12 protein-coding genes and 1 pseudogene are annotated in these 15814 nt (G+C 70.8%); 10 read left to right on the forward strand and 3 right to left on the reverse strand.

Features of this window, described 5'->3' with window-relative positions; genetic code table 11:
* The first annotated feature begins 124 nt into the window (after nt 1-124).
* The 9 genes from fmt to ACZ6MA_RS19155 all read left to right on the forward strand — a co-directional run bounded on the left by fmt (nt 125) and on the right by ACZ6MA_RS19155 (nt 11713).
* Nucleotides 125-1060, forward strand: a complete 936-nt coding sequence (gene fmt / locus ACZ6MA_RS19115) for a methionyl-tRNA formyltransferase (RefSeq protein WP_469435055.1) — start codon at nt 125-127, stop codon at nt 1058-1060.
* A 52-nt stretch (nt 1061-1112) separates the two neighbouring features.
* The gene (locus tag ACZ6MA_RS19120; RefSeq protein ID WP_469435057.1) at nt 1113-2558 is read left to right on the forward strand and encodes an RsmB/NOP family class I SAM-dependent RNA methyltransferase; all 1446 of its coding nucleotides are present in this window, start codon (nt 1113-1115) and stop codon (nt 2556-2558) included.
* Between the two features lie 241 nt (nt 2559-2799).
* Nucleotides 2800-3486 (forward strand): ribulose-phosphate 3-epimerase, encoded by a 687-nt coding sequence (rpe, locus tag ACZ6MA_RS19125; protein WP_469435058.1) that lies wholly within the window; start codon nt 2800-2802, stop codon nt 3484-3486.
* A 146-nt stretch (nt 3487-3632) separates the two neighbouring features.
* Entirely contained in the window at nt 3633-4622 is a 990-nt protein-coding gene (locus ACZ6MA_RS19130; RefSeq protein ID WP_207303863.1) for a sugar-binding transcriptional regulator, read from the forward strand.
* A 196-nt stretch (nt 4623-4818) separates the two neighbouring features.
* Nucleotides 4819-6261, forward strand: coding sequence for a GuaB1 family IMP dehydrogenase-related protein (locus tag ACZ6MA_RS19135; RefSeq protein ID WP_469435060.1), 1443 nt, complete (start codon nt 4819-4821; stop codon nt 6259-6261).
* A gap of 500 nt (nt 6262-6761) precedes the next feature.
* Nucleotides 6762-8300, forward strand: a complete 1539-nt coding sequence (locus tag ACZ6MA_RS19140) for an amino acid permease (protein WP_469435061.1) — start codon at nt 6762-6764, stop codon at nt 8298-8300.
* Nucleotides 8301-8310: 10 nt separating this feature from the next.
* Entirely contained in the window at nt 8311-8766 is a 456-nt protein-coding gene (locus tag ACZ6MA_RS19145) for an Lrp/AsnC family transcriptional regulator (protein WP_398051722.1), read from the forward strand.
* Between the two features lie 331 nt (nt 8767-9097).
* Complete coding sequence (locus tag ACZ6MA_RS19150; protein WP_469435063.1) at nt 9098-9907, forward strand: carbon-nitrogen hydrolase family protein; 810 nt, start codon at nt 9098-9100, stop codon at nt 9905-9907.
* Nucleotides 9908-9991: 84 nt separating this feature from the next.
* Nucleotides 9992-11713, forward strand: a complete 1722-nt coding sequence (locus ACZ6MA_RS19155) for a flavin monoamine oxidase family protein (RefSeq protein WP_469435065.1) — start codon at nt 9992-9994, stop codon at nt 11711-11713.
* A gap of 54 nt (nt 11714-11767) precedes the next feature.
* Here ACZ6MA_RS19155 and ACZ6MA_RS19160 read toward each other — a convergent pair whose 3' ends face one another.
* The 3 genes and pseudogenes from ACZ6MA_RS19160 to ACZ6MA_RS19170 all read right to left on the reverse strand — a co-directional run bounded on the left by ACZ6MA_RS19160 (nt 11768) and on the right by ACZ6MA_RS19170 (nt 14181).
* Nucleotides 11768-12460 carry a DUF5995 family protein gene (locus ACZ6MA_RS19160; protein ID WP_469435066.1) on the reverse strand — a complete coding sequence of 231 codons (693 nt, stop codon included), beginning with the start codon at nt 12458-12460 and terminating at the stop codon, nt 11768-11770.
* 96 nt (nt 12461-12556) lie between these two features.
* Nucleotides 12557-13825: pseudogene (locus ACZ6MA_RS19165) on the reverse strand (uracil-xanthine permease family protein); the annotation flags it as partial.
* Nucleotides 13798-14181 carry a hypothetical protein gene (locus ACZ6MA_RS19170; RefSeq protein ID WP_469435067.1) on the reverse strand — a complete coding sequence of 128 codons (384 nt, stop codon included), beginning with the start codon at nt 14179-14181 and terminating at the stop codon, nt 13798-13800. The pseudogene ACZ6MA_RS19165 and the gene ACZ6MA_RS19170, both read right to left, overlap by 28 nt.
* 195 nt (nt 14182-14376) lie before the next feature.
* On the opposite strand from ACZ6MA_RS19170, the gene ACZ6MA_RS19175 reads away from it, so the two are divergent.
* Complete coding sequence (locus ACZ6MA_RS19175) at nt 14377-15762, forward strand: uracil-xanthine permease family protein (RefSeq protein ID WP_469435069.1); 1386 nt, start codon at nt 14377-14379, stop codon at nt 15760-15762.
* Nucleotides 15763-15814: the final 52 nt, after the last annotated feature.

Raw genomic sequence — 15814 nt, forward strand, 5'->3', positions numbered from 1 at the left:
CGGCCCGCCGGGAGGCACCGGACCCCGCCTCGCGCCCCCGTCCGCCGTGCCGTGGTCCGCCTGTGATCACCGCACTAGACTGGGGCGCCGTTCCGCTCGGCGCTTGAGAGGTAGTTCGCCACCCATGAGGCTCGTCTTCGCCGGTACCCCCGAGGTCGCCGTACCCGCCCTCGACGCCCTGCTCGCCTCGGACCGGCACGAGGTCGTCGCCGTGGTCACCCGGCCCGACGCCCCCGCCGGGCGCGGCCGCCGGCTCGTCGCGAGCCCCGTCGCCCAGCGCGCGGAAGAGGCCGGGATCGAGGTGCTCAAGCCCGCCAAGCCGCGCGAGCCGGAATTCCTCGCCCGGCTGCGCGAGATCGCCCCCGACTGCTGCCCGGTCGTCGCCTACGGCGCGCTGCTGCCCAAGGCCGCCCTGGAGATCCCCGCCCACGGCTGGGTCAACCTGCACTTCTCCCTGCTGCCCGCGTGGCGGGGCGCGGCCCCCGTGCAGCACGCGGTCCTCGCGGGCGACGAGGTCACCGGAGCCTCCACCTTCCTGATCGAGGAGGGGCTCGACTCCGGGCCCGTCTACGGCGTGCTCACCGAGCGGGTCCGGCCCACCGACACCAGCGGCGACCTGCTCACCCGGCTCGCGTTCGCCGGCTCCGGGCTGCTGCTCGCGACCATGGACGGCATCGAGGACGGCACGCTCAAGGCCGTCCCGCAGCCCGCCGACGGCATCTCCCTCGCCCCGAAGATCAACGTCGAGGACGCCCAGCTGGACTGGTCCGCGCCCGCCCTGCGCGTGGACCGCGTGGTGCGCGGCTGCGCCCCCGCGCCCGGTGCCTGGACGCTCTTCCGAGGCGAGCGGCTGAAGGTCATGTCGGTGGCCCCGGCCACCGACCGCACTGATCTGACGCCCGGCGAGATGGCCGCCGCGAAGAACTCCGTGCACGTCGGCACCGGTTCGCACGCCGTGGAGCTGCTGTGGGTCCAGCCGCAGGGCAAGAAGCCGATGAAGGCGCCCGACTGGGCCCGCGGCGTCCGTATCGCCGCAGGCGAGCGGCTCGGCGGGGAGTAGGCGCAGCGCGTACGCTGTACCCCTTCACCACCCCAGCTCCGGAGCACCTTTCGTGAACGATCGCGCGCCGCGTCGCCCCTCCAGCCGCACTGCGAAGCCCTACCGCCGTCCCCAGCGGGACCCGGTGCGGATCCTGGCCTTCGAGGCCCTGCGGGCCGTGGACGAGCGGGACGCGTACGCCAACCTCGTGCTGCCGCCCCTGCTGCGCAAGGCCCGGGAGGGCGGCGACTTCGACGCGCGGGACGCCGCGCTCGCCACGGAGCTGGTCTACGGCACACTCCGCCGCCAGGGCACCTACGACGCGATCATCGCGTCCTGCGTCGACCGGCCGCTGCGCGAGGTGGACCCGCCGGTGCTGGACGTGCTCAGCCTCGGCGCGCACCAATTGCTCGGTACGCGCATCCCCGCCCACGCCGCGGTGTCGGCCAGCGTCGAGCTGGCACGGGTCGTCCTCGGCGACGGGCGGGCCAAGTTCGTCAACGCGGTGCTTCGGAAGATCACCGCTCATGACCTCGACGGGTGGCTTGAACGAGTCGCTCCGCCGTACGAGGACGACCCCGAGGCGCATCTCGCCGTCGTCCACTCGCACCCCCGCTGGATCGTCTCCGCCCTCTGGGACGCCCTCGGCGGCGGCCGGGCCGGCATCGAGGACCTGCTGGAGGCCGACAACGAACGGCCCGAGGTCACCCTCGTCGCCCGCCCCGGGCGCTCGACGCCCGAGGAACTGCTCGCCGCGGTGGGCGAGGACTCCGGCCTGCCCGGCCGCTGGTCGCCCTACGCCGTGCGACTCGCCGAGGGCGGTGAGCCCGGTGCGCTGCAAGCCGTCGCGGAGGGCCGCGCGGGCGTCCAGGACGAGGGCAGCCAGCTCGTCGCGCTCGCCCTGGCGGCCGCCCCGGTGGAGGGCCCCGACGCCCGCTGGCTCGACGGCTGCGCGGGCCCCGGCGGCAAGGCCGCGATGCTCGGCGCGCTCGCCGCGCGGCGCGGCGCGAGCCTGCTGGCCTCCGAGAAGCAGCCGCACCGCGCCCGGCTCGTCGAGCGGGCCCTGGCCGGCAACCCCGGCCCGTACCAGGTCATCGCCGCGGACGGCACCCGCCCGCCGTGGCGCCCGGGATCCTTCGACCGGGTCCTCGTCGACGTGCCCTGCACCGGCCTGGGCGCGCTGCGCCGCCGCCCCGAGGCCCGCTGGCGCCGCCGCCCCGAGGACCTGGACGGCTTCGCGCCCCTCCAGCGCGGGCTGCTGCGCGAGGCGCTGGCCGCCGTCCGGGTCGGTGGCGTCGTCGGCTACGCGACCTGTTCCCCGCACCCCGCCGAGACCCGCGCGGTCGTCGAGGACGTCCTCAAGGGCCGCGGCGGCCCGGCGGCGAGCGCCGAGTGGATCGACGCCCGTCCCCTGATGCCCGGCGTCCCCGCGCTGGGCGACGGCCCCGACGTCCAGCTGTGGCCGCACATGCACGGCACGGACGCGATGTACCTGGCCCTGCTGCGCCGGACGGCCTGACGGCCGGTGGCGGTCCCCTGCGGGTGCCATGGTGTGCGCACCTCCGCTGCGCGGCGGTGTCCTCAATCGCCGGACGGGCTGAAATGCAGCCCGTCCGGCGATTGAGGACACCGCACAGCAGCCCGTCCGGCGATCGAGGACGCGCCCGCAGGGCGCCCGAACCGTTCGTTCCGCCAAGCCGGCGGAGCCGATTGCTGACTCCGGCGTCAAGACCGCGGCAAAGGCATGGCAGGCTTGGGGCATGGCCGTGCAGATCAACCCCAGCATCCTGTCCGCGGACTTCGCCCGCCTCGCCGACGAGGCGGAGGCCGTGAAGGGCGCCGACTGGCTCCATGTCGACGTGATGGACAATCACTTCGTGCCCAACCTCACGCTCGGCGTGCCGATCGTCGAGTCGCTGAGCCGGGCCACCGAGACACCGCTGGACTGCCATCTGATGATCGCGGACCCGGACCGCTGGGCGCCGCAGTACGTCGAGGCCGGGGCGGGGTCCGTCACCTTCCACGCCGAGGCCGCCGCCGCGCCGGTGCGCCTCGCGCGGGAGATCCGGGCCAAGGGGGCGCGGGCGTCGATGGCGCTCAAGCCCGCGACGCCGATCGAGCCGTACGAGGATCTGCTGCCCGAGCTGGACATGCTGCTGATCATGACGGTGGAGCCCGGTTTCGGCGGGCAGGCGTTCCTCGACATCATGCTTCCCAAGATCCGCCGGACCCGTGAGCTGATCTCGCGACACGGTCTGGAGCTGTGGCTCCAGGTCGACGGCGGGGTCTCGGCCGACACCATCGAGCGGTGCGCGGAGGCCGGTGCGGACGTCTTCGTCGCCGGATCCGCCGTCTACGGCAAGGACGACCCGGCCGCGGCCGTGCGCGCGCTGCGCGCGCAGGCGGAGGGCGCCACCGCCGCGGCGGCCTGGGCCTGCGCGCACTGAGCCCTTGGCCCCGCTCGCCCGAAATGCTGAGGGCGAAGGTCAAGGGCTGATCAAGGACCGCCGTTTCTGACAGGATGACGGTGATACGTCCACAGCTTCAACGTAGTGAGGAGACCGCGGTGTCGACGGGCCGTTCAGCCACGCCGATGGGGCCCGCCGAGCTGGTGCAGGCGGCGGCCATGGCCCGCCGCTTCTACCTCGAGGGCAAGTCGAAGATCCAGATCGCCGAGGAGTTCGGCGTGAGCCGCTTCAAGGTGGCCCGGGTGCTGGAGACCGCCCTCGAGCGCGATCTCGTGCGGATCGAGATCCGGGTGCCCGCCGAGCTGGACGCGGAGCGTTCCGACGCGCTGCGGGCCCGCTACGGCCTGCGGCACGCGGTCGTCGTCGAGTCCCCGGCCGACGCGAGCGACGACGCTCCCGATCCGGAGAACCTCGGCGAGGTGGCCGCCGACCTGCTCGGCGAACTGGTGAACGAGGGCGATGTGCTCGGCCTCGCCTGGGGCCGCTCGACCATCCACATGGCCGCGGCCCTGCACCGGCTGCCGCCGTGCACGGTCGTCCAGCTCACCGGCGTCTACGACGCGGGCACCGCCGAGCGCGGCTCGGTGGAGGCCGTGCGCCGGGCGGCGCAGGTGTCCGGCGGCGAGGCGCACCCGATCTACGCCCCGATGCTGCTGCCCGACTCCGCCACCGCCGCGGCGCTGCGCGGCCAGACGGGCATCGCCCGCGCCTTCGACTACTTCGACAAGGTCACCGTCGCGGCCGTCTCCATCGGCTCCTGGGCGCCGGGCATCTCCACCGTCTACGACATGCTCGGCGAGGAGGAGCGCGCGCACTACGCCTCGCTGGGCGCGGCCGCCGAGATGTCCGCGCACCTCTTCGACGCCGAGGGCCGTCGCATCGGCCGTGACCTGGGCGAGCGCTGCATCACCGTCGAGGCGGACCGGCTGCGTCGCATACCGGAGGTCGTCGCGATCGCCGGCGGGCTCCGCAAGGCGGCGGCGATCGGCGCGGTGCTGCGCTCCGGGCTGGTCACCAGCCTGGTCACGGACACCGCCGCCGCGGACTATCTGCTGCTGGAGACCGGCCCGGGCCCCCGCCCGGCCCTGGACCGGGCGGACCCGGACGGCGCGTAGCGCCTGGCCGGCGGCTCTTCGCGGGCCCCCGGGCGCCCGCCCCCGGCGTTTGGAGCATCGGATAACGCCGTCCCGTGGAGCCTGGACGTTCATCCCGGGCAGGGCATTCGCACCGGCGTGGGAGAATGAAGTACGTGCTCTTTCCTCGGCATGAGCTTGTCGAGGGTCACCTCCGAACGACTTGGATGTTCAGCACGTGCGTTTCCTCAATGACCAGAAGCCGCCGTACGACCTGACGTACGACGATGTGTTCATGGTGCCGAGCCGCTCCGCGGTCGGTTCCCGGCAGGGCGTCGACCTGTCGGCGCCGGACGGGACCGGCACCACCATCCCGCTCGTGGTCGCCAACATGACCGCGATCGCAGGCCGGCGGATGGCCGAGACGGTCGCCCGCCGCGGTGGCCTCGTCGTCATCCCGCAGGACATTCCGATCGAGGTCGTCACCGACGTCATCTCCTGGGTCAAGAGCCGGCACCTGGTGCTGGACACCCCCATCGTCCTCGCGCCCACCCAGACCGTCGCCGACGCGCTGTCGCTGCTGCACAAGCGGGCGCACGGCGCGGGCGTCGTCGTCGACGGCGAGCACCGCCCGGTCGGCGTCGTCACCGAGTCGGACCTGACCGGTGTGGACCGCTTCACCCAGCTGACCGAGGTCATGTCGACGGAGCTGGTGCTCCTCGACGCCGACATCGACCCGCGCGAGGCGTTCAACCGGCTCGACGCGGCGCACCGCAAGCTGGCCCCCGCGGTCGACAAGGACGGCCGCCTCGCCGGCATCCTGACCCGCAAGGGCGCCCTGCGCGCGACGCTCTACACCCCCGCCACCGACGCGGACGGCAAGCTGCGCATCGCGGCGGCCGTCGGCATCAACGGCGATGTGGCCGGCAAGGCCAAGCAGCTGCTGGAGGCGGGCGCGGACACGATCGTCGTGGACACCGCGCACGGCCACCAGGAGTCGATGATCAGCGCGATCAAGGCCGTCCGCGCGCTCGACCCGCGGGTCCCGATCGTGGCGGGCAACATCGTCGCCGCCGAGGGCGTGCGCGACCTCATCGAGGCCGGCGCGGACATCATCAAGGTCGGTGTGGGCCCCGGCGCCATGTGCACCACCCGCATGATGACCGGTGTCGGCCGACCGCAGTTCTCCGCCGTCCTGGAGTGCGCCGCCGAGGCCAAGAAGTTCGGCAAGCACGTCTGGGCCGACGGTGGTGTCCGTCACCCGCGTGACGTCGCCATGGCGCTCGCCGCCGGCGCGTCCAACGTGATGGTCGGCTCCTGGTTCGCCGGTACCTACGAGTCCCCGGGCGACCTCCAGCAGACCGCCGAGGGCCGGCTGTACAAGGAGAGCTTCGGCATGGCCTCGGCCCGCGCCGTGCGCAACCGCACCAGCGAGGAGTCGGCCTACGACCGGGCGCGCAAGAGCCTGTTCGAGGAGGGCATCTCCACCTCCCGGATGTTCCTCGACCCGGCCCGCCCGGGCGTCGAGGACCTGATCGACTCGATCATCGCGGGCGTCCGCTCCTCCTGCACCTACGCGGGCGCGGGCTCCCTGGAGGAGTTCGCCGAGCGCGCCGTCGTCGGTGTGCAGAGCGCCGCCGGTTACGCGGAGGGCAAGCCGCTGCACGCCAGCTGGCAGTAACGATCAGCCAACATTCACGCGGGCGGCCCGGCGGCCGACCGCGTGAGCGTTCCGAACGGGGCGCGGCCTTCCGGCCGCGCCCCGTTCGCTTTTCCCGGCCTTCACCGTCGCTTTTCCACCGTGTTCTTACACCGCCCACATGTCCGCCCATGCCCGTGAATTTCTTGCGAACCCGCGCCGAACAACTCGGACCGGGAGGTTCCCGCAGGTTCCTCCCGCGCGGCCGCCGGACGGCGACATGTACCGATTCATGATGAGGCGTGCAACGATCACCCATTCCGGGCCCCCGCGCGCAACGTTCGTACGCGCATACGCAAGGATGGTGCATTACGAGCGCAGGCACCCACCTCATAGGGTCTGCGCTGTACGTGGAGTGGCGGGTACCGCTTGCTCGGCGGTTCCCCTCGTTTTCCGGACATCGGCTTCGCCCTGCCCGCACCCCCCGAGTGGCCCGCCGTCGGCCCCAGCCCTCGACCGGCAGCGACGAACGGAGCCACCCAGTGTTGGACCAGGGCACAGCGCCACCCGCCAGCGGCGACGAGAAGTCGCCCAAGCGGCCCACCGCCCCCTTCGGCGCCCGTCTGATGCGGCGCAAGCCCGTCGAGCGGCTGGTGGACGAGGGTGGCCAGGGCGAGGGCGGCTCGCTGCGGCGCTCGCTCGGCATGTGGCAGCTGACGATGATCAGCATCGGTGCCACGCTCGGTACCGGCATCTTCGTGGTGCTGGGCGAGGCCGTGCCGAAGGCCGGCCCCGCCGTGATCATCTCGTTCGTCCTCGCCGGTCTCACGGCGCTCTTCTCGGCCCTGTCCTACGCGGAGCTGGCCGGCACCATCCCGGTCTCCGGCTCCTCGTACTCCTACGCCTACGCCACCCTCGGCGAGATCGTCGCCTGGGTCTGCGGCTGGTGCCTGATCCTGGAGTACGGCGTCTCGGTCGCGGCGGTCGCGGTCGGCTGGGGCGAGTACCTGAACGAGCTGCTGGACGGCACGATCGGCGTGACGATCCCCGCCGCGCTGGCCAATCCGCCCGGTGAGGGCGGCGGCTGGTTCAACCTGCCCGCGCTGCTCGTCGTGCTGCTGTGCATGGCCTTCCTGCTCGGCGGGGCCAAGGAGAGCGCCCGCGCCAACACCATCATGGTCGGCGTGAAGATCGTGGCCCTGCTGCTCTTCTGCGCCGTCGCCTTCATGGGCATCCGCGCCGGCAACTACAAGCCGTTCATGCCGCTCGGCCTCGGTGGCGTCTCCGCCGCCGGAGCCAGCCTGTTCTTCTCCTACATCGGCTTCGACGCCGCCTCCACGGCGGGCGAGGAGGCCAAGGACCCGAAGAAGGACCTGCCCAAGGCGATCATGCTGTCGCTGCTCATCGTGACCGCGATCTACGTCCTGGTCGCCGCGGTCGCCGTCGGCGCCATGCCGTGGGGCGACTTCGAGGGCTCCGAGGCCGCGCTCGCCGGGATCATGAAGGACGTCACCGGCCAGAGCTTCTGGGCCGTGCTCCTCGCGGCCGGTGCCGTCATCGCCATCGCGAGCGTCGTGCTGACCGTGCTCTACGGCCAGACCCGCATCCTCTTCGCGATGTCCCGCGACGGTCTCGTGCCCAAGACCTTCTCCAAGGTCCACGAGAAGACCGGTGTGCCCCGCGCGAACACCATCATCGTCTCGCTGTTCTGCGGCCTCCTCGCCGCCGCGGTGCCGCTGGGCGAGCTGGCCAACGCCACCAGCATCGGCACGCTCTTCGCCTTCGGGCTCGTCAACATCGCCGTCATCGTGCTGTTCTTCACCCGCCCGGACATGAAGCGCAGCTTCAAGGTGCCGCTGTTCGGCGTCAGCATCCCGATCGGCCCGCGGCGGATTCCGCTCGCCCCGGTCTTCCCGGCCATCGGCTTCGGCTTCTGCGTGTACATGATGCTGAACCTGCCCGGCATCACCTGGCAGTGGTTCGGAGGCTGGATGGCCGTCGGACTCGTGATCTACTTCCTGTACGGGAAGAACCGCTCGCGGCTCGCCCTGGAAGAGACGCAGGTAACCCTAGAGAAGTGATCCACCCGCAGTGCGACTGAACGATCTCGACGAACGCATCGTCCACGCCCTCGCCGAGGACGCCCGCCGCTCCTACGCCGACATCGGCACCGAGGTCGGCCTGTCCGCGCCCGCCGTCAAGCGGCGCGTGGACAGGCTGCGCGCCGAGGGCGCCATCACCGGGTTCACCGTCCGCGTGGACCCGGCGGCGCTCGGCTGGGAGACCGAGGGCTTCATCGAGATCTACTGCCGCCGGAACACCTCGCCCGAGGCGATCCACCGCGGCCTGTCGCGCTACCCGGAGGTGGCGTCCGCCTCGACCGTCACCGGTGAGGCGGACGCCATCGTCCAGGTCTTCGCCTCCGACATGCGCCACTTCGAGCGGGTGCTGGAGCGCATCGCGGGGGAGCCGTTCGTCGAACGCACCAAGTCCGTGCTGGTGCTCTCCCCGCTGCTGCGCCGCTTCACCTCCGGCGCGCCCTCCTGAGCGCAGCCATACCAAGCCCTGGGGGTACCTCCCAGCGGTAGCCGGGGGACCCTGAGGACGCGCCCACAGGGCGCCCGTCGCCGCAGGCGGCAGCGACGGCCCACAGCCGAAGGACCACCGGCCCGGCGAACGGCCGGATGACACCGCGCAACGAATCGGCGCGAAGGGCCGTCAACGCGCAACGAATCGTCCATCGGTGCGCAACGGTCGTGCCTTGTCCGGTCGCGAGAGCGACCCGTACCGTCAGAACGTCTTGATGAATGTCTGACGAATACCTGTTTGACATGGCTGTTCGCCACATCCGCCCCGCCCCATCGGCTGAAGAGGACGCATGACGCCGCTGCGTATCGCGCTGTACCAAGGCCCCAGCGGCGTTCCCACCTCCACCGCCGACAGCCTCGCCGCCCTGGCCGGTGCCGCCCGCCGGGCCGCCGCCGCCGGCGCCCGGCTGCTGCTGACCAACGAGCTGTACCTGACCGGGTACGCCCTCGGGGAGGCCGTCCGCGAACTCGCCGAGACCGCCGACGGCCCCGGAGCCCGGGCCGTCGCGCGCCTCGCCGCCGAGCACGGTCTGGCCATCGGCTACGGCTACCCCGAGCGCGACGCCGCCGACGCCTCGGTGATCTACAACTCCCTCCAGCTCATCGGGCCGGACGGCGAGCGCCTCGCCAACTACCGCAAGACCCACCTCTTCGGTGACTTCGAGACCACCTACTTCCGGCCCGGCGACGAGCCCGTCGTCCAGGCCGACTTCGAGGGCCTCCGACTCGGCCTGCTGATCTGCTACGACGTCGAGTTCCCCGAGCCCGTACGGGCCCACGCGCTGGCCGGCACCGAGCTGCTGCTCACCCCGACCGCGCTGATGCGCCCCTACGAGATCGTCCCCCAGACGATCGTTCCGGCCCGTGCCTGGGAGAGCCAGCTCTACATCGCCTACGCCAACCGCTGCGGCACCGAGGGCGACTTCTCCTTCGCCGGCCTGAGCTGTCTCGCCGCCCCCGACGGGACGGTACGGGCCCGGGCGGGCGCCGACGAGGACCTGATCACGGCCGATGTCGACCCCGCACTGCTCAAGGCCTCCCGCGCGGAGAACACCTATCTGAGCGACCGCCGCCCCGAGCTGTACGGACGGCTCACCTGACCGAGGCCCGGCCCGCGCCCCTCGGAACCCCCCCAGCCCTTCCCCCAGTCCTCCCACACCCCCTGCCCAGTAGGAGTCCCGCCGATGACGTCCACGGTGCCCAACGCCGTCCACGACGAGCAGCACGCCGAGGCACAGGCCGCGCCGCCGATCACCATGTTCGGCCCGGACTTCCCGTACGCCTACGACGACTACCTCGCCCACCCGGCGGGCCTCGGCCAGATACCGGCGACCGAGCACGGCAGCGAGGTCGCCGTCATCGGCGGCGGGCTGTCCGGCATCATCACCGCGTACGAGCTGATGAAGATGGGCCTCAAGCCCGTCGTCTACGAGGCGGACCAGATCGGCGGGCGGCTGCGGACGGTCGGCTTCGAGGGCTGTGACGCCGAGGGCGACAGCGGACCGCTGACCGCGGAGATGGGCGCCATGCGCTTCCCGCCGTCCTCCACCGCCTTCCAGCACTACATCGACCTCGTCGGGCTGGAGACCAAGCCGTTCCCCAACCCGCTCGCGCCGGAGACCCCCTCCACCGTCGTCGACCTCAAGGGCGAGTCCCACTACGCCGTCACCGTCGACGACCTGCCGCAGGTCTACCGCGACGTGATGAACGCCTGGAACGCCTGCCTGGAGGAGGGCGCCGACTTCTCCGACATGAACCAGGCCATGCGCGAGCGCGACGTGCCGCGCATCCGTGAGATCTGGGCCAAGCTCGTCGAGAAGCTCGACAACCAGACCTTCTACGGCTTCCTCTGCGAGTCCGAGGCCTTCAAGTCCTTCAAGCACCGCGAGATCTTCGGCCAGGTCGGCTTCGGCACCGGCGGCTGGGACACCGACTTCCCGAACTCCATCCTGGAGATCCTGCGCGTCGTCTACACCGAGGCCGACGACCACCACCGCGGCATCGTCGGCGGCTCGCAGCAGCTGCCGCTGCGCCTGTGGGAGCGCGAGCCCGAGAAGATCGTCCACTGGGCGCCGGGCACCTCGCTCTCCTCCCTGCACAACGGCGAGCCCCGGCCCGCCGTGACCCGTCTGCACCGCACGGCCGGCAACCGCATCACGGTCACCGACGCGACGGGCGACATCCGCACCTACCGCGCCGCCGTCTTCACCGCGCAGTCCTGGATGCTGCTGTCGAAGATCGAGTGCGACGACTCGCTCTTCCCCATCGACCACTGGACGGCGATGGAGCGCACCCACTACATGGAGTCGTCCAAGCTGTTCGTCCCCGTCGACCGGCCGTTCTGGCTGGACAAGGACGAGGAGACCGGCCGGGACGTCATGTCGATGACGCTCACCGACCGGATGACCCGCGGTACGTACCTCCTGGACGACGGCCCGGACAAGCCGGCCGTCATCTGCCTGTCGTACACCTGGTGCGACGACAGCCTCAAGTGGCTGCCGCTGTCGGCGAACGAGCGGATGGAGGTCATGCTCAAGTCGCTGGGCGAGATCTACCCCAAGGTCGACATCCGCCGTCACATCATCGGCAACCCGGTCACCGTTTCCTGGGAGAACGAGCCCTACTTCATGGGCGCGTTCAAGGCCAACCTGCCGGGTCACTACCGCTACCAGCGGCGGCTGTTCACCCACTTCATGCAGGACCGCCTCCCGGAGGACAAGCGCGGCCTGTTCCTCGCGGGCGACGACATCTCCTGGACGGCCGGCTGGGCCGAGGGCGCCGTGCAGACCGCGCTCAACGCGGTGTGGGGCGTGATGAACCTCTTCGGCGGTGGCACGGACGCCACGAACCCCGGTCCCGGTGACGTCTACGACGAGATCGCGCCGGTGGAACTGCCGGAGGACTGAGAACACCCGAAGGGCCCTGGAACCACCACGGTTCCAGGGCCCTCGGCCGTTGCCTCACCGCAGCGGGGTGAGCAGACAGCGCCCCACCAGACCGACGCTCGCATCGACGCGGTCGGTGAACTCCGCCGCGAGATCGGGCAGTCCGCGCACCGCCCACAGGGCGCGGAACGAGGCCCACGCCGCGTCCCGCGCGGCCTCCAGGCTCCACGAGCCCACCAGATGCGTCAGCGGATCGGCGACGTCCAGCAGATCCGGGCCGGGCATCAGCTCCTCGCGGATCCGCTCTTCCAGCGCGACGAGCAGCCCGCCGATCCGGTCGAAGTCGCCCTCCAGCGCCCGGGGTTCGACCCCCAGGATCCGGCAGGTGTCGGCCAGGGCGAGGGCCAGATCGTGCCCGATGTGGGCGTTGATGCCCGCCAGCGCGAACTGCAGGGGCCGTACGGCCGGGTGCCCGCGCATCTGGAACAGCGGCCGCCAGCAGGCGGGCGGCCGCCGGCCCGACGCACAGCGGTCCACCGCGGCGAGATACCGCCCGGCGAAGCGGACGTCCAGCTCCGCCGCCGCGACCCCGTTCTCGAACGCTCCCGTCGTCACGCGCCGGCCGATCTCCTCGGTGACCGACAGGTACACCCGGTTGAAGACGGCCACCCCGTCCCCGGGCGGCAGCGCCGCCCGCAGCTCCCGCATCCGCGCCAGCACCCCGTCGATCCCGGTGGGCACCCTCGGCTCCGCCCGCGTCGTCGTCATGCGCACAGAGTGACAGCAGCGGTGCGGAACGTAAGGGGGCGCGGGCGGTGGTGCACCGGAACGGATGAACGGCCCGGCCGCGTGGTGGTCGGCGGCTCAGCCCGCGCGGCCCGCCGGTCCCTCGCCGGTGGCGTCGTCATAGCCGCTCGTGCCGGCATCCAGCAGCGGTTCCTGCTGCTTGAGATGGGCCGGTGCCAGGGCGCGCAGCACGTGGTAGCCCGTGATGACCACGATCGTGCCGAGCGCGATGCCGCTCAGCTCGAAGTTGTCGCTGATCTTCAGGCCCACCCCGCCGACGCCGATGATGACGCCCGCCGCGACCGGCACGAGGTTCAGCGGATTGCGCAGGTCCACCTTGTTGTGCACCCAGATCTGCGCGCCGAGCAGGCCGATCATGCCGTACAGAATGACGGTGATGCCGCCCAGCACACCGCCCGGCACGGCGGCGACGACCGCCCCGAACTTCGGGCACAGGCCGAACAGCAGCGCGAAACCGGCCGCGGCCCAGTAGGCGGCGGTGGAGTAGACACGGGTGGCCGCCATGACACCGATGTTCTCGGAGTAGGTGGTGTTGGCCGGGCCGCCGACCGCCGTGGAGAGCATCGTCGCCGCGCCGTCCGCGGCGATCGCGGTGCCCAGCTGGTCGTCCAGCGGGTCACCGGTCATCTCGCCGACCGCCTTGACGTGACCGGCGTTCTCCGCGATCAGGGCGATGACGACGGGCAGGGCCACCAGGATCGCGGACCAGCCGAAGCTCGGGGCGTGCAAGGAGGGCAGACCCACCCAGTCCGCCCGGGAGACGCCCGACAGGTCCAGCCGCCAGTGGTCGACGGCCGTCGGGCCGCCGTGCACCGAGTGGATCTTGCCGAAGATCCGGTCGAGGGCCCAGGAGAGGGCATAGCCGAAGAGCAGCCCGAGGAAGATCGCCACGCGTGACCAGAAGCCCCGCAGGCACACCACGGCCAGACCGGTGAAGAGCATGGTGAGCAGCGCCGTCCACTGGTCCTGCGGCCAGTACGTGCTCGCCGTGACCGGCGCGAGGTTGAACCCGATCAGCATCACCACGGCGCCGGTGACCACCGGCGGCATCGCCGCGTGGATGATCCGCGCGCCGAACCTCCGCACCGCGAGACCGCTCAGGAACAGTGCCGCGCCGACCACGAGGATCGCGCCGGTGACCGCCGCGCTGCCGCCGCCCTGCGCCCGGATGATGGCCGCGACACCGACGAAGGAGAGGCTGCAGCCCAGGTAGCTGGGCACCCGGCCGCGGGTCGCCAGCAGGAAGAGGATCGTGGCGACGCCCGACATCATGATCGCGAGATTCGGGTCGAGACCCATCAGGACGGGTGCGACGAATGTGGCTCCGACAGTACATCATGAGCCTGGAGGGGCATCCACTCCCCGGAGGAGACATCGCCCAAGCGCTCTTCCTCGGGGTTGCCGAGTGAGCTGAGCAGGTGCATCGCGGTCGGGCTGGCATCTTCGGCGAGGAGGCGGACCACCAACTCGAACTCCCTCGGCGTGAACCGGGTGGCTATCTCTTCGGCACCTTCATCGGCGGGCTTGGCTGCCCCCTCCGCCGCACGCCAAGCCGCGATGTTGGCCAGAGTGTTGGCAAGGAACTTCGTAGCCGTGTCGGGCTCCGGGGTGGGGCGCACGCGCTCACGGTCGCCAGCAGTCTTGTACTCACCGAGTTCCATGATCGAGATGCTAACGATCACACTCGGGAGTGTGAACCCACCTTCTGGCCGACTCTTCGGCCACTCAGTTCATTCGTTCGCGGCGGGCTGCTGGCGGTCGGAAGGGGCAGACACGCGGGACGCTGGCACCGTTCGAGTTGGTTCCCGCTGGGGCCATCGACTATGAATCCCCTTGACCCCCGCGTTGTGCGGAGCGTTGCGAAATGGAGAGTGATCATGGCGGGCTTCAGGTGGCAAGTGCACGGAGATGGCAAGCACCTGAGACCCGGTGAGGTGGTTAAGCCCAACGAACGACTGTCGTGGGGGCGCACCGTTGGGCTCGGCGCCCAGCACGTGGTCTCGATGATCGGAGCCTGTTTTGTTGCCCCGGTCCTTATGGGGCTGGATCCGAACCTGGCGTTGATGGCGTCGGGTGTGGCGACGATTCTGTTCCTGCTTATGACGCGGGGGCGCATTCCCAGTTACCTGGGGTCGTCCCTCTCCTTTGTCGGTGTAGCGGCAGTCATTGCGAGCCAGGGCGGTGATGCTGGCACCCTGACCGGGGCCATGCTCGTCGTTGGTGCTGCTCTGGTAGCTAGTGGTGTTGTCATCCAGGTGCTCGGAGCCCGGGTAATCCATGCTGTTCTGCCGCCTGCGGTAACCGGCGCCGTGGTCATGCTGATCGGCTTCAACCTGGCTCCCGTGACTGCGAAGACGTACTGGCCTCAGGATCAGTGGACAGCACTTGCCACGATGCTCTTTACGGGGCTCGCGCTTGTCGTGCTGAGAGGTTTCTGGTCGCGCATCGCGATCTTCCTCGGGCTGCTCTTTGGATACGTGCTGTCCTGGGTCTTCGACCGGACCGCGGGCAAGATTCACTCGGTCGACGGCTCCGGCAAGGTGACAGACCATTGGCGTATGGACTTCTCCGGCGTCGCCAATGCCGACTGGATTGGTGCACCAACCTTCCACGCACCGAACTTCTCAGCCTCGGCGATCCTGGTCGCGCTTCCCGTGTTGGTGGCCCTTATCGCTGAGAACGCTGGTCATGTCAAAGCGGTGGGCGAGATGACCGGCGATCCCCTCGATGACAAGATGGGCATGGCCATTATCGCGGACGGTAGCGCGACGATGCTCTCGACGGCGGTAGGCGGCCCTGCCACGACGACGTACGCCGAGAACATCGGTGTCATGGCGGCCACTCGTGTGTACTCCACTGCCGCCTACTGGGCTGCGGCCGGCTTCGCCTTGCTGTTCGGCCTCTGCCCGAAGTTCGGGGCGGTCGTGGCGGCCATTCCCGGTGGAGTCCTCGGCGGTATCACCGTCATTCTGTACGGCATGATCGGCCTGCTCGGCGCGCAAATCTGGGTGCGGAACAAGGTCGATTTTGCTCAGCCCCTCAACCTCGTGCCGACAGCGGCAGGTGTCATTGTCGGGATCGGCGGCGTCAGCCTGAAGATTAGCGACAACTTCGAGCTGAGCGGCATCGCGCTGGGCACCCTCATCGTGCTTACCGGCTACCACGCGCTGCGGTGGCTCTCCCAGGCCGCCAGCCGTCGGGAGCCTCCGCTTCTGGACGGTGGCATCACGGAGTACGACCAGAGGAAGGGCAACTCGGGCTGACGGTATGGACCCGGATTCTGAAGTCCTGAAAGAGGACTCCGGGAGCCTTGGT

Source organism: Streptomyces sp. NPDC042259, from assembly GCF_055582085.1.

Bases quoted from the DNA above. Each gene is read 5' to 3' on its own strand.
- rpe (WP_469435058.1), top strand. From the start codon at position 2,800: ATGGCCGTGCAGATCAACCCCAGCATCCTGTCCGCGGACTTCGCCCGC.
- ACZ6MA_RS19150 (WP_469435063.1), top strand. From the start codon at position 9,098: ATGACGCCGCTGCGTATCGCGCTGTACCAAGGCCCCAGCGGCGTTCCC.
- ACZ6MA_RS19160 (WP_469435066.1), bottom strand. From the start codon at position 12,460: ATGACGACGACGCGGGCGGAGCCGAGGGTGCCCACCGGGATCGACGGG.
- ACZ6MA_RS19155 (WP_469435065.1), top strand. From the start codon at position 9,992: ATGACGTCCACGGTGCCCAACGCCGTCCACGACGAGCAGCACGCCGAG.
- fmt (WP_469435055.1), top strand. From the start codon at position 125: ATGAGGCTCGTCTTCGCCGGTACCCCCGAGGTCGCCGTACCCGCCCTC.
- ACZ6MA_RS19175 (WP_469435069.1), top strand. From the start codon at position 14,377: ATGGCGGGCTTCAGGTGGCAAGTGCACGGAGATGGCAAGCACCTGAGA.
- ACZ6MA_RS19130 (WP_207303863.1), top strand. From the start codon at position 3,633: ATGGGGCCCGCCGAGCTGGTGCAGGCGGCGGCCATGGCCCGCCGCTTC.